At 73.4% G+C, this 13,222-nt stretch carries 14 protein-coding genes and 1 pseudogene; 7 read left to right on the top strand and 8 right to left on the bottom strand.

Going from position 1 to position 13,222, the window contains the following annotated elements:
- A pseudogene (locus E1293_RS35510) lies at positions 1–291 on the top strand (ElyC/SanA/YdcF family protein); the annotation flags it as partial.
- Between the two features lie 28 nt (positions 292–319).
- Here E1293_RS35510 and E1293_RS35515 read toward each other — a convergent pair.
- From E1293_RS35515 to E1293_RS35525, 3 genes are all read right to left on the bottom strand, one after another.
- Positions 320–508, bottom strand: a complete 189-nt coding sequence (locus tag E1293_RS35515) for a DUF5999 family protein (RefSeq protein WP_132202578.1) — start codon at positions 506–508, stop codon at positions 320–322.
- 158 nt (positions 509–666) lie between these two features.
- The gene (locus E1293_RS48860) at positions 667–1,164 is read right to left on the bottom strand and encodes a hypothetical protein (RefSeq protein ID WP_207939275.1); all 498 of its coding nucleotides are present in this window, start codon (positions 1,162–1,164) and stop codon (positions 667–669) included.
- 287 nt (positions 1,165–1,451) lie between these two features.
- Positions 1,452–2,267, bottom strand: coding sequence for an SAM-dependent methyltransferase (locus E1293_RS35525; RefSeq protein ID WP_132202562.1), 816 nt, complete (start codon positions 2,265–2,267; stop codon positions 1,452–1,454).
- 225 nt (positions 2,268–2,492) lie between these two features.
- On the opposite strand from E1293_RS35525, the gene E1293_RS35530 reads away from it, so the two are divergent.
- The 4 genes from E1293_RS35530 to fdhA all read left to right on the top strand — a co-directional run bounded on the left by E1293_RS35530 (position 2,493) and on the right by fdhA (position 6,359).
- Complete coding sequence (locus tag E1293_RS35530; RefSeq protein WP_243717033.1) at positions 2,493–3,185, top strand: DedA family protein; 693 nt, start codon at positions 2,493–2,495, stop codon at positions 3,183–3,185.
- Positions 3,169–4,344 carry a sensor histidine kinase gene (locus E1293_RS35535; RefSeq protein ID WP_243717029.1) on the top strand — a complete coding sequence of 392 codons (1,176 nt, stop codon included), beginning with the start codon at positions 3,169–3,171 and terminating at the stop codon, positions 4,342–4,344. Before E1293_RS35530 ends, E1293_RS35535 begins: the two co-directional genes overlap by 17 nt.
- Positions 4,335–4,991 (top strand): response regulator transcription factor, encoded by a 657-nt coding sequence (locus E1293_RS35540; RefSeq protein ID WP_165978543.1) that lies wholly within the window; start codon positions 4,335–4,337, stop codon positions 4,989–4,991. The genes E1293_RS35535 and E1293_RS35540 overlap by 10 nt, the downstream gene beginning before the upstream one ends.
- Before the next feature lie 153 nt (positions 4,992–5,144).
- On the top strand, positions 5,145–6,359 hold the full coding sequence (gene fdhA, locus E1293_RS35545) for a formaldehyde dehydrogenase, glutathione-independent (protein WP_132202568.1): 1,215 nt from the start codon (positions 5,145–5,147) through the stop codon (positions 6,357–6,359).
- Between the two features lie 33 nt (positions 6,360–6,392).
- Here the strand turns inward: fdhA and E1293_RS35550 are convergent, their stop codons facing one another.
- From E1293_RS35550 to E1293_RS35560, 3 genes are read right to left on the bottom strand one after another with little or no spacing between them, the layout of a single operon-like run.
- Positions 6,393–8,198 (bottom strand): GMC family oxidoreductase, encoded by a 1,806-nt coding sequence (locus E1293_RS35550; RefSeq protein WP_207939276.1) that lies wholly within the window; start codon positions 8,196–8,198, stop codon positions 6,393–6,395.
- Positions 8,195–9,586 (bottom strand): hypothetical protein, encoded by a 1,392-nt coding sequence (locus E1293_RS35555; protein ID WP_207939277.1) that lies wholly within the window; start codon positions 9,584–9,586, stop codon positions 8,195–8,197. The genes E1293_RS35550 and E1293_RS35555 overlap by 4 nt, the downstream gene beginning before the upstream one ends.
- Complete coding sequence (locus E1293_RS35560) at positions 9,583–10,275, bottom strand: FadR/GntR family transcriptional regulator (RefSeq protein WP_132202570.1); 693 nt, start codon at positions 10,273–10,275, stop codon at positions 9,583–9,585. Before E1293_RS35560 ends, E1293_RS35555 begins: the two co-directional genes overlap by 4 nt.
- A gap of 107 nt (positions 10,276–10,382) precedes the next feature.
- On the opposite strand from E1293_RS35560, the gene E1293_RS35565 reads away from it, so the two are divergent.
- Together E1293_RS35565 and E1293_RS35570 are read left to right on the top strand one after the other, a co-directional pair.
- Positions 10,383–10,901, top strand: a complete 519-nt coding sequence (locus tag E1293_RS35565) for a YbaK/EbsC family protein (protein WP_132202572.1) — start codon at positions 10,383–10,385, stop codon at positions 10,899–10,901.
- On the top strand, positions 10,898–11,491 hold the full coding sequence (locus E1293_RS35570) for an HDIG domain-containing metalloprotein (RefSeq protein ID WP_243717031.1): 594 nt from the start codon (positions 10,898–10,900) through the stop codon (positions 11,489–11,491). Before E1293_RS35565 ends, E1293_RS35570 begins: the two co-directional genes overlap by 4 nt.
- Here E1293_RS35570 and E1293_RS35575 read toward each other — a convergent pair.
- Both E1293_RS35575 and E1293_RS35580 read right to left on the bottom strand, forming a co-directional pair.
- Positions 11,458–12,561 (bottom strand): FAD-binding protein, encoded by a 1,104-nt coding sequence (locus E1293_RS35575; protein WP_132202574.1) that lies wholly within the window; start codon positions 12,559–12,561, stop codon positions 11,458–11,460. The two genes, E1293_RS35570 and E1293_RS35575, sit on opposite strands and share 34 nt — an antisense overlap.
- 59 nt (positions 12,562–12,620) lie before the next feature.
- Complete coding sequence (locus tag E1293_RS35580; protein WP_132202576.1) at positions 12,621–13,082, bottom strand: MarR family winged helix-turn-helix transcriptional regulator; 462 nt, start codon at positions 13,080–13,082, stop codon at positions 12,621–12,623.
- Positions 13,083–13,222: the final 140 nt, after the last annotated feature.

Raw genomic sequence — 13,222 nt, forward strand, 5'->3', positions numbered from 1 at the left:
GGGGTGGGGAGCGGGATCCTGGTGGCCAAGCCGTACATGACGCGCCGGGCGCTGGCCACCGCGCGGCGCCAGTGGTCCGAGGTCGCGTGGACGGTCTCGGCGCCCGAGCTGGGGTTCGACGCGTTCGCTCGGGACGAGCGGCAGTTCGTCGAGCTGATGGTGGGGGACCTGCAGCGGATGGTCGTCTACGCGGAGCGGGGCTTCCAGGTGCCGATGCCCGTCCCCGCGGCGGCGTGGGCGGCGTATGAGGAGCTCGTCCGGCTCGGCTACGACAGGCACGTGATCAAGTGATCACGCGCGGGAGGAACCTGCCGTGGCGCTAGGCGGCCGTGGTGGGACGGTGCGGGGCGATCACGCGGCCGTCGGGAAGCAGCTCTCCGGTGTCCTCGAAGACGACGATGCCGTTGCAGAGGAGGCTCCACCCCTGCTCGGGGTGCGCGGCGATGATGCGCGCGGCCTCGCGGTCGAGGTCGTCGGGCGTCGGACAGGGCGGGTCGTGCGGGCAGATGAGGTCGTGCTGAGCGGTCACGGGGTTCCTCCACAGTGTCCCTGTGATTAAGGACATAGTGCAGCCTGCCGCTGTGCGTCCGAAATATGCAAGTGGATGGCGGATTCTTTACTCTTGAGTACGTGTGAACGACCGAAAGATCGGGCATTCGGGGCGTTTCATCGCAAGAGGCCCTCGTCCGGTTCGCCGCCGTGATCGACGTCCAGCCCGACGACGGACGTGCACCCCGTGCAGATCCATTCGGCGATGACGGCCTCGGAGTTGGTGGCGTGCGTCCGGTAGGGGCGGTCGACGGTCCTGCGCCGCATCCCGTGGCCGCAGGAGGAGTGCAGGAGCCGGCCGCAGGTGGGGCACGGCCAGACGTCCTCGCGGCGCAGGTTGCACTGGGGGCACATCGGCGACTCGTAGTGCCCGGCCGGCTCGCCGAACTCCAGCTCGGTGAGCCACTCGTGCTCCAGATCGAGGTACTCGTCCCCCGGCCAGTGGTGGTCGGCCAGCCACGCGAGGTACTCCTCGTCGCCCGGGCCGAGGACGGCCGTCAGCGACTCGGGGTGCTCGCTCTGCGAACGGTGTCGGCGCCTGCCGCGCCGCGCGGTGGCCAGGAGTGTGAGCAGGCCCAGGAGCGCGGCCGCGGCGAGGCCTGTCGGCAGGGGCATCGCGGCGTCCTCAGATGATCTTGTGGCGGGGAGGTCCGATCATGAATGCACTTCACAAAACGCTGCGAACGCTACAAGAAAGGCTCTTAACCGAAAAGTCGATCAAAAAGATTCTTTACGTGGATCATGACCGGGCCCGGCGCCCGAAACCGGGCGGGTCGCGCGTCCGGAACCGCACGGCCTGCGGGAACCGGACCCCCGAGCCTCCTGGACGGGCGCCTGCGGCCGCGGGGGTTTCACTCTCCGCTGAATCCCCTGATCATGGGCCCTGCGGCGAGGGTCCGAGGTCAGTCCTTGCGCCCCATCACGGCCACCATCTGGGTGTGCAGGGGATGCTCCAGCGGACCGACCGGCCCGTCCGGGCGCCACTGCGTCACATGCGCCACCCCCGGCTCCAGGATCGTCAGCCCCTCCATGAACCGCTCGACGTCGGAGGAGTGGCGGAAGTACGACCCGCCCAGCCCGGACTGCAGGATGCGCTTGGCCTCCTCGACCCGCGGGTCGTCCCCCGAGTCGTGCAGGTGGGTGAGCATGACGTGGCTGCCGGACGCCAGGAACGGCCGCAGCGCCCGGACGACGCCGGCGGGGTCCCGCTCGTCCGGCACATGGTGCATGATCGCGGCCAGCACGACCCCCACCGGCCGCGACAGGTCGAGCAGCCTGGTCAGCGCCGGGTCGCGGAAGAACTTCTCCGGCTCGTACAGGTCGCCCTGGATGAACGTCGCGACGCCGGTCTCGGTGAGCAGCGCCCGTCCGTGCGCGAGGACGATCGGGTCGTTGTCGACGTAGACGACCCGCGCGTCCGGGTTCGCGGTGCGGGCGAACTGGTGCACGTTGGACGCCGTGGGCAGCCCCGACCCGATGTCGACGAACTGGTCGATCCCGAGGTCGCGGGCCATGTAGGTGACCGCCCGCTCGATCGCGACCCGGTTGCCCCGCGCGACCACCGGTGCCTCCGGCACGAGCTGCATCACCATGTCGGCCACCTCGCGGTCGGCGGCGAAGTTGTCCTTGCCGCCGAGGAAGTAGTCGTAGACCCGCGCGAACGTCGGCGTGGTGGGATCGATGCCCGGAGGCGCGCTCTCGGGAAGCTCATCAGCCACGCGGGGCTCCTTCTGCTCTGGGCCGCGGACGCCCGGACCCGGCGGCGGCGCGGGCCCCTAGCGTAGGCCGAAACGCCTTGCCCGGCAGGGCTTTCACGCCTTCTCCGGGTGCGGAGGGGTGCGGTTTTCCGCAGGGCGGGGGTGCGGGATGCGGCCGGACGGGTCGGCGGTGTCCGCCATGGTGGCGGAGGACGCCCGGTTCCTAGCGTCGTAGGCATGATCGAAATGGCGTACACGGCGTCCGGGAGCGAGCCCGCCGGAGGCATCGCGGGCTGGGCGACCGACCTGATGGACAAGCTCGGCGCGCCCGGCGCGGGGCTGGCGATCGCGCTGGAGAACCTGTTCCCGCCGCTGCCGAGCGAGGTGATCCTGCCGCTTGCGGGGTTCACCGCCGCGCAGGGCCGGATGAGCCTGGCCGCGGCCATCGCCTGGACGACGGCCGGCAGCGTCGTGGGCGCGCTGGCCCTCTACGGCATCGGCGCGCTGATCGGGCGGGACCGGATCCGCGCGCTGGTCGCCCGGCTGCCGCTCGTCAAGCTCTCCGACCTTGACCGGACGGAGGCGTGGTTCGCGCGGCACGGCGGCAAGGCGGTGCTCTTCGGCCGCATGATCCCGATCTTCCGCAGCCTGATCTCCGTCCCGGCCGGGGTGGAGCGGATGCGGATGACGGCGTTCCTCCTCTACACCACCCTCGGCAGCCTGCTGTGGAACACGGCGTTCGTGCTGGCCGGCTACGGGCTCGGCGACAACTGGCGGACGGTCGAGGAGTACGTCGGCGTCTACTCCAAGGCCGTGGTCGCGGTCGTCGCGGTGCTTGCGCTGGTGTTCCTCGCCGTCCGTATCGTGAAGTCGCGCAAGCCAGGGACAGGGGCACATCGAGCGGAGACCAGAGAATTCGAACGTGATCGCATCTTCTAAGCCGCACGGCGGGCCGGGCGGCGTCGCGCGGGCCGCGGCGGGACTGGCGCTCGGCGCGGCCACCGCCGGCGCGGAGCTGGTCCTGCTGGCGGCGGCGGCGCTGCTGACGGCCTACTCGCTGGCGTTCTCGCGCGGCCGCCGGACGGTGCCCACCGTCGTCGCGGACGGCGCCCAGTTGCTCACCGAGCTGGAACGCCGGCGGCTGAGGATGTTCCACGGCGAGGACAGGGCCGTCCAGTACGGCCCGCTGAAGGCGCTGGCGTACCTCGTCCTGCGGGTGCCGGTCGGGCTGCTCGGCGGTGTGATCCTGCTGCTGATCGCCTACGGTTCGGCCGCCGGGGCCCGGCTCGCGCTGGGCTGGTGGGTCACGGGCGACTACCTGGACGGCATCCCGCCGGCCTGGTGGATCGTCCTGTACACCGCGATCGTGGGGATCGTGCTGCTCTTCCTCGCCGTCCAGGGGCTGGTCGGGGTCGTGGCGCTGGAGAAGAGCGTGGCGCGGCGCTGCCTCGGGCCGAGCCCGCTGGAGGAGTACGAGCGCCGCATCGCGCAGCTGTCGGTCACCCGGGCCGAGGTCGTGGACGCGGTGGACGACGAGCGCCGCCGCATCGAGCGGGACCTGCACGACGGCGTCCAGCAGCGGCTCGTGGCGCTCGGCATGCTGATCGGGCGCGCCCGCCGCGCCGGCGACCACGAAAAGGCGTCCGAGCTGCTGAAACAGGCGCACGAGGAATCCCAGCGCGCCCTCGCGGACCTGCGGGAGGTCACCTGGCGCGTCTACCCGGCCGCGCTCGACGGCGAGGGCCTGCGGGCGGCGCTGGAGACGGTCGCCGAACGGTCCGCGGTGCCGGTGGCGATCGAGTACGACGTGCCCGGACGGCCCCCGCACGCGGTCGAGACCGCCGCCTACTTCGTCGTCTGCGAGGCGGTCACCAACGCCGCCAAGCACTCCGGCGCCGCCCGCGTGCGGGTCGCCGTCGAGGGATCCGCGACAATGATCGGCGTGCGCATCGAGGACGACGGGGCCGGGGGAGCCGACCCGGCCGGCGGCGGGCTCGCCGGACTGGCCCGCCGGGTCGCCGCGCAGGACGGGACGTTCACCGTGGACAGCCCGCGCGGCGGCCCGACCGTGATCACCGCGGAGCTGCCGTGCGGGTGATGCTGGCCGAGGACTCGACGCTCCTCCGCGAGGGCCTGGTGCGGCTGCTCGCCGAGGAGGGCCACCAGGTGGACGCGGCGGTCGGCGACGGCGGCGCGCTGATCGCGGCGGTGGCCGCGTCGGGCGGGCAAGGCCCTCCCGACGTCGTGGTCGTGGACGTCCGGATGCCGCCCACGCACACCGACGAGGGCCTGCGCGCGGCCCTGGAGATCCGGCGGCGCTGGCCGGGCGTCGGGGTGCTCGTCCTGTCCCAGTACGTGGAGAAGCGCTACGCCACCGAGCTGATCACCGCGGACACCACCGGCGTCGGCTACCTGCTGAAGGACCGCGTCGCGCAGGTGGACGAGTTCCTGGACGCCCTCGACCGGGTCGGCGCGGGCGGCGCCGCGTTCGATCCCGAGGTGGTGCGGCGGCTGCTGGCGCACAGCACGCACGCCGACCCGCTGGCCCGCCTCACCCCGCGCGAGCGGGACGTCCTGGACAACATGGCCCAGGGCCATACCAACGCCTCGATCGCCGCGAACCTCCACATCTCGCAAAGCGCGGTCGAGAAGCACGTCAACGCGATCTTCGACAAGCTCGACCTGTCGCACGCGGCCGGTTACAGTCGCCGCGTCCTCGCCGTCCTGCGGTATCTGGGCTCCTGAAACCTCCGCCGCAGAAAAGGACTAACGGGCATAGACCGGGTAGGGCACCGGACGTACGATTCGCGGGCACCGTGACGCCCGAGGGCGGGACGACCGGCACGGGCCATCGCCCTGGGCGCCGACGAGCCGACTCTCAACGTGGAGGGAGAGGTCGTGGCGGACACCAACCGAGGCGTCGTCTACCAGGGGCCGGGGAAGGTCACGGTCGAGGACCTGGACTACCCCAAGCTCGAACTCGCCGAGCAGAACGGGCGCAAACTGGAGCACGGCGCCATCCTGAAGGTACTGGCGACCAACATCTGCGGCTCCGACCAGCACATGGTGCGCGGCCGGACGACCGCGCCCGCCGGGCTCACGCTCGGCCACGAGATCACCGGCGAGGTGATCGAGACCGGCAGGGACGTCGAGTTCGTCAAGGAGGGCGACCTCGTCAGCGTCCCGTTCAACATCGCCTGCGGACGCTGCCGCAACTGCAAGGAGCGCCATACGGGCGTGTGCGAGAACGTCAACCCGGCACGGGCGGGCGCGGCGTACGGGTACGTCGACATGGGCGGCTGGCACGGCGGCCAGGCCCGGTACGCCGTCGTCCCGTACGCGGACTTCAACCTGCTGAGGTTCCCCGGCGACCGCGACACCGTGATGGCGAAGCTGCCCGACCTGGCGATGCTGTCGGACATCTTCCCGACCGGCTACCACGGCGCCTACACCGCGGGCGTCACCACCGGCTCCACCGTGTACGTGGCGGGCGCGGGCCCGGTCGGCCTCGCCAGCGCGACCGCCTGCCTGCTGCTCGGCGCCGCCGCCGTGATCGTCGGCGACATGAACCCGCGGCGGCTGGAGCAGGCCCGCGGCTTCGGCTGCGAGACGATCGACCTGTCCCGGCACGGCGACGTGCCCGAGCAGATCGAGCAGGTCCTCGGCGTCCCCGAGGTGGACGCGGCCGTCGACTGCGTCGGGTTCGAGGCGCGCGGCCACGGCCCGGAGGGGTCGGCGGGGGAGCAGCCCGCGACCGTCCTCAACACGCTGATGGACATCACCCGCGCCGCCGGCGGCCTCGGCATCCCCGGCCTGTACGTGACGGGCGACCCGGGCGCGCCGGACGAGAACGCCAAGGTCGGGCAGCTCGGGCTGCGGATCGGCCTCGGCTGGGCCAAGTCGCACTACTTCGTCACGGGCCAGTGCCCGGTCATGAAGTACAACCGGCAGCTGATGATGGCGATCCTGCACGACCGCGTCCAGATCGCGCGGAACGTCAACGCGGCGGCCATCCCGCTGGACCAGGCGCCGGAGGGCTACGCCGAGTTCGACCGGGGCGCGGCGCGCAAGTACATCCTCGACCCGCACGGCGCGGTGCGGGCCGCGGCCTGACCCGCTGGGGCGCCGGGTCCGGGCCCGGCGCCCCTACTCGATCCCCTCGGCGATCCGCAGCGCCATCGCCATGATGGTGAGCTGCGGGTTCACCTCGGGGCAGCTCGGCAGGACGGACGCGTCCGCGATGTGCACGCCGCGCACGCCCCGCAGCCGTCCGGACGGGTCCACGGGCGCCCGCGCCTCGCCGGCGCCGAGCTTCGCCGTCCCCGTCGGGTGGAACCCGGCCAGATGCAGGTCGGCGGCGGACGCCATCGCGACGGCGTGCGTCAGCTCGGCCTCGTCCCGGGCCACCGGGCGGCGCGGGAGGCCGGTGAGCACCTCGGCGGCCCCGGCGGCGAACAGGATCCGGCCCATCGCGACGAGCGCGCGGCGCAGCCGTGCCGCGTCCTCCCCGGCCAGGTCGTAGCGGACGAGCGCGCGGTGGCGGGCGCCGTGCACGCGGCCGGACGGCGCGTCCGCGATCATGGCGCCGAGGACGGCGAGGCGGTCGGCGTCCTCCAGCTCCCGGCGCAGGGACCGTCCCGCGCCCGGCAGCGGGAACGAGCTCATGCCGGGCGGGCTCGCGGTCGCCTCGATGAGGATCCCGTCGCCGTGCAGTTCCTCGATGCCGACGCTCTGCATCACGCCCGACCACGACACGACCGGCTCGGCGAACCGTCCGGCGACGTTCGTGGCGGGGTGCACGGCCATGCCGCGTCCCAGCTCCGGATGCCCGCCGAGCCCTGAGCGCCGCAGCAGCAGCGGCGTCTGCGTGGCACCGGCGGCGACGACCACGCGGGGGGTGAGGATCTCCAAGGCCGTGCCGTCCGGACGGTGCGCGCGTACGCCGACCGCGACACCGCGTTCGACCAGGATGCGTTCGGCACGCGCCCGCGTCACGATCCGCGCTCCCGCCGCGCACGCCTGGGGGAGCGCGTTCAGATGGACGCCGTACTTGGCGTTGTGAGGGCAACCGGCCGCGCACTGCCCGCTGCCCACGCAATCCGGGGCGTTGCGCCGCAGCGGCGCGGCCCGCCAGCCGAGCCTTTCCGCGCCTTCCAGGGCGAGCAGCCCGTTGCGGCCGAGCGGCCCGACCGGCTGCCGCGCGACCCTCAGCGTGGCCTCCACCTCGTCGAGATGCCCGCCGAAGTCCTCGACCGGGACCCCGAGCGCCGCCCATCGCCGCAGGACGCGGCCGGGCGTCCGGTAGCAGGTTCCGCTGTTGACGACGGTCGTCCCGCCGACGGCCCGGCCCTCGGGCAGCAGCACGGGCGGACGGCCGAGCGCCATGCTGGAGCCGCCGTCCCGGTACAGGTCGAGGAACCGGTCCAGCGGCGGACGGTCGCGGAACTCCGCGACCGCGAACCGCCGTCCCTCCTCCATGATGACCACGGACATGCCGCGCCTCGCCAGCGTCCGCGCGGCCATCGCGCCACCGGCGCCCGACCCGATCACGACGGCGTCCGCGGTCGAGCAGGCGGGCCATTCGCCGGACGGCGTGCAGTCCAGCGGCGCGTCGGGACGAGGCTCCCCGGCCGCCCCGGGGATCGGCAGCAACTCGGTCCCGGCGGCGAGCAGCAGCGGGATCTTCAGCGTCTCGACGAGCCGGGCCGCCGGCTCGCGCGACGTCAGCAGCGCGCAGAACGCGTCCCGGCGGTCGGCGTCGAGGTCGTCCAGGCGATGTCCCGTGGCGAGCCGCGAGAGCGTGTCGAGGGTGCCGGCCCCGGCGCGCAGGCCGAGCCGCGCGGGCGCCGGAAGCGCCCGCCCGATGGCCTCCGCACGCGCGGACACGCGGGCCAGATCGCCGGCGTCCTCGATGCCGAGCAGCGCCGCCACGGTCCCGGTCAGCGCGCTCACCGGAGCCCCACCTCCGCGTGCCCGGTGCCGTCCAGCCGCCACTCCCGCTCGGTCTCCCAGCCGCGCCCGGCCAGCCGTGCCAGGACGATCCGGACGTCGGCGCGCTCGGAGTTGTGGCAGACCGCCGGGGCGCCGTCCGGATCGGCGTAGTCGACCGAGACGGTCTCGTCCTGGGGGAGCGTCACCCGGACGTGGATGCGCCGGTCACCGATGCGCCCGTGCACCGTCCAGACCGGCAGCCCGATGCCGGCGCGCAGCCGGAGCGCCGCGAGCAGCGGGTCGCCGCCGGGCAGTTCGACGCCGTCCACCCGGAGCCGGACGAACGGCAGCGGCGGCAGCCGGTCCATCCCCGGACGCGTGGAGACGGCCGCCACGATCTCGCACACGTCCCCGCCGCCGAGATCGGCGTGCAGCCACGCCCAGCGCCGCGCGTTCCCGTGCCCGTAGATGCGGGCGGACGCGCCCCGCGCCCCGTCGAGTTCGAGGGTCCGGCCGCCGAACCGCACGGCACCGTCGTAGGCCGCGGCGGGCTTCGGGACGATCTGCGCCGCCGGCAGCACCTCCGACCGCCACGCCCAGCGCGGGAACGTGAACAGCGGCGGCCCGCCGCCCGACTCCCGCAGGTCCCAGCTGATCGCACCGGCCGCCCCCGTGAGCCTGCCTCCGCCCTGCACCACGGGCCCGGCGGCAAAATCGGCATCTTCGGAATGACTCCACCCAAACGGGCCGAACCGGCCGAATACCGGGGTCTCTCCGGGCGGGAAGACAGCCGCCCAGCCGTGGGCCCGCGCCTCGCCTTCGTCCGGTGCGACCAGTTCGTGGTGGATCCAGACCCCGGTGCCGGTCGCAGGATCCGTCAGCGTCGTGTACCAGACCTCCAGCCGTCCGGCCTGCCCGCGCCATCGCGACCGCATCGGATCGGGTCCGGGAAACCGGAAGCCCCGGAGGAACCGGGCCATGTCCCGGCGCACGTCGAACCGCAGCCGCGCCTCGCCGACCACGGCGCCGTCGGCGTCCGTCACCGTGAGCGGCAGGACCGTCATCGACCGGACGGGACGCCCCGCCCTGACGGTCTTCCATCCATCCAGCCGAAGCCGCCGCCCGTCCCCGGCGATGAACTCCAGCGTGTACCGGATCTGCCGCGCCGCGACCGGCGCCACCCGCAGGCTCCCCGCCGCATGGTCGTCCGCCCACCCCGGCACGCGGACGCGCCCGCTCAGCTCGCCCTCCACGTCGCCCCAAGGACGCAACATCCCCGGCAGGGAGGCGGTCAACTCCAACCGCATCGGACGCTCCCCGTCTTCCCCGGCGAGCCGCAGGGCTCCCTCCATGACCTCGCTGAACACCGTCCGCCGCCCGGAGGCGACCTTTCCGGTGGGCGTGGTCATCGGGCGTCCAGCATGATCGTTTCCGTTTCGGTGAAGTAGGCGGCCGCGGCGGCGCGGGCGCGCCCGGCGTCCCCGTCGCACAGCGCGTCGATCAGGGGGGCGAGGCGGTCCGCGGCGGCGGGCGGGTCGGCGAAGGCGTGGGCGAAGCCCTCGCGGACGGCGAGGTAGGCGTTCAGCAGGGCGTTGACCATGAAGCCGTACACGCGGTTGCCGGTGGCCGCCGCGATGACCCGGTGGATCTCGCATTCGGCGAGCTGCGCCGCGTCGCCGCCCGCCGCCTCCCGGACCTGCGCGGCCAGCTCCCGCAGCCGCGCCCGCTGCTCGTCCGTCGCGCCCGCCGCGGCCTTGGCCGCGACCTGCGCGCCGACCTCGCGCCGCACCTCGAAGATCTCCGCCATCCAGGCCGGGCCGACCGTGCTGACCAGCATCGGCAGCAGCTCGGGCCCGCCGAGCCGCTCGTAGTCGCGGACGCGGGTCCCCACGCCGTGCCGCGTCTCCAGCAGCCCCGCCTGGGAGAGCCGGACGATCGCGTGCTTCAGCGACGTCCGGGTGACCTCGTAGCCGGCGGCCAGGTCCCGCTCGGGCGGCAGGTAGGAGCCGGGCGGGTAGCGGCCGCTCAGCACGTCGTCGCGCAGCCGGTCGGTGAGCGAGTCGACGACCGTGTCGCGGGGGATCGGCGAGGACGGCATGATGACCTCCAGAGGACCAGTGGCTGAGCCACTGGACCACGGCTCGCGCGCCGGCGTCAAGAGCCGTGGCAAGGTGGGAGCCGGGAACCACGAGAGGGGAATGGCACATGGTCGGCACGCTCGACTGGGGACCGGCGGACGGACGGCGCGACCTGCTGGCGGCCCCGGTCGCCGCCGCGATCACCGGCGTGCCGGACGCCGACGCCGCCGAGATCGATCCGGAACTCGCCGACACGGCCGCGTTCTGCGAGCGCTACGGCGTCCCCCTCGACGCCAGCGCGAACTGCGTGGTCGTCGCCGCCAAGCGCGGCGGCGAGGTCTCCTACGCCGCCTGCATGGTCCTCGCGACCGGCCGCGCGGACGTGAACGGCGTCGTCCGCAAGCATCTCGGCGCCCGCAAGGCGTCGTTCGCGCCCATGGCCGACGCCACATCGCTCACCGGCATGGAGTACGGCGGCATCACCCCGGTCGGCCTCCCGGAGGGCTGGCCGGTCCTGGTGGACGAGGCCGTGGCCGCCGCGGCGCGCGTCGTCATCGGCAGCGGCCTGCGCAAGTCCAAGATCCTCCTCCCGGGCAAGGCGCTCGCCGGCCTGCCGGGCGCCGAGGTCATCGCGCTGGCCCAGTGACCACGCCCGCCCTGACCCGTGCGCTGACCGATACGGGACCGCGGCCGCTCCCGGAGCCCGCAGAACGCCTGCTCATGGAACTGGACGCCCCGCCCCGGCTTGCCGCGCACCTGCGCGCCGTCCACGACGTGGCCGCCGAACTGGTCGCCTGGTGCGGGGAGCGTCACCCGTCGCTCGCCGTGGACGCGGAGGCCGTCCTGTTCGGCGCGGCCACGCACGACATCGGCAAGGCGCTGCACCCGGCCGAGCTGTCCGGTCCGGGCGCCGAGCACGAGGAGGCCGGATACGCCCTGCTCCGCGAGCGCGGCGTCGAGGAGCGCCTGGCCCGGTTCGCCCGCACGCACGCGTCCTGGGACGGTGCCGGTGTCGACGACCTGCTCGTCAGCCTCGCCGACAAGGTGTGGAAGGCCAAGCGCGTCCCGGGCCTCGAACAGCGCGTCGTTGACGCGATCGCCGCCGCGTCCGGGCAGGAGAAGTGGCAGGTCTTCATTGACCTGGACGACGTCTGCGACCGGCTCGCCGCCGGAGCCGACGAACGCCTCGCGTTCCAGTCCGCCTACCCGATCACCGGGATGGAGTCGACCCTGTAGCGGGTGCCGTCCACGGCGGCGGCGCGTTCGAGCAGGGCGAGGTTGCCGGCGAGCATGTCCGGGACGGAGGCGCAGCCCGGCGAGGCGGTCCGCAGCACGCTGAACAGGACCGGGTCGCCCGGCACCGCCAGCATCGGGACGTTGCCGACCTGATGCGCCTTGACCAGGATGACGCCGCTGAGCCCGATGTCGGCCGGCGCCATCTCCGCGAGCGTCGACTCGATCACGTTCGCGGCGTCGGACCCGGGCAGGAACACCATCCCCCAGGGGTGCGGCCGGGCCCACTCGCCGAGCGCGGCCAGCTCCGCCACGTCGGGGCTCAGCCGGTCGCAGAAGTCGAAGTAGGGGAGTTCCTCGATCTCGGTGGTCCCCGGCGGCGGCTCGCCCTGGTCCCCGTACAGGACGGCCTTGGCCTCGAACGCCCAGCCGTCCTCGGACGGCTTGACCTGGCCCGAGATGTGCTCGGCCGCCACCTCGCGCTGAACGCGGAGGAGGTCGGCCGCATCGCGGCACGGAATCGTGCAGCTGCGCACCCGCTCCGGCGCCGGGACGAGCCGCAGCGTCGCCCGTGTGATGACGCCGTGCAGGCCCATCCCCGCGCGGGCCATGTCGAAGACGTAACGCTGGATGGTGGGGGAGCAGACCACGGGCTCCCCGTCCACGACGACCTCCATGTCGAGGACGTTCGCGGCCTGCGCCCCGTGGATGTGGGACGTCCCGCCGACGCCGCCGGCCGAGATCGTCCCGCCGACCGTCACGTCGAGGTAGTCGGTCAGGACGGGCGGGGTCACCCCGTACGGCAGTGTCGCGGCGAGGACTTCGCGCCAGCTTGTCCCGGCCCCGACGACCACATGGTCGTTGCTGAGCGCGTGCACGCCCGCGAGCCCGCGGAGGTCGAGCGAGACGCCGTCGGTGACCGACTGCCCGTAGGTCGAGTGCCCGAGGCCGCGCGGTACCAGGTCGAGGCCCTGTGCGGCGGCTTCGCGGACGGCCGCCACGACCTCGTCCACCGTCGTCGGCCTGACGGTCCGCGCGGGCGAGCCCTCGACGATCCCCCCGAAGTCGCGCATGCCCGTGCTCCCGCCGCCGGTGTCCTCCGCCGGTCGGTCACGCTAGCCGAGTCGCGCCGCTACCGTTCCCGGAGGCGGCCGGCGACGCGGCTGAGCGCGTCCCCGAGCAGGTCGATCTCCGCCGGCGTCAGGACGTCGATCAGGGCCTCGCGGACGACGCGGCGGTGCCCCGGCCGGACCTTGTCGAGCGCCTCGGCGCCGTCGTGCGTCAGCTCGGCCCACACCGACCGGCGGTCGGACTCGCAGCCGGTGCGCTTGACGAGCCCGGCCCGTTCGAGCTGCGTGACCTGGTAGGTGAGCCTGCTCTTCGACACCATCACCTCGCGGGCCAGGTCCGACATGCGCAGCCGGTTGCCCTCGGCCGACCGCAGTCGCACCAGCACCTCGAACTCGGCGTGCGACAGTCCGCCGTCCCGCTTGAGCTGCCGCTCGATCTCGTGGTCCATGAGGTGGCCGGCGGTCAGGAAGGCCACCCAGGCGCGCAGCTCGCGTGGTGAGAGGGCGTCCCCCGCTTCGTTCATACGGTGATTCTAGTTGGCATGAAAACAGTCTTGAAGTTTCTAGATGGTCTGAATTTGAATTACCTCTGCTAGCGTTCTGCTAGTTCATGTTTGAACCTTCAACCAAGGAGACGAGGCATGCTCCCACCCCGCCGCCACCC

Origin of the sequence: Actinomadura darangshiensis (assembly GCF_004349235.1) — a bacterium.
Classification (GTDB): Bacteria; Actinomycetota; Actinomycetes; order Streptosporangiales; family Streptosporangiaceae; genus Spirillospora; species Spirillospora darangshiensis.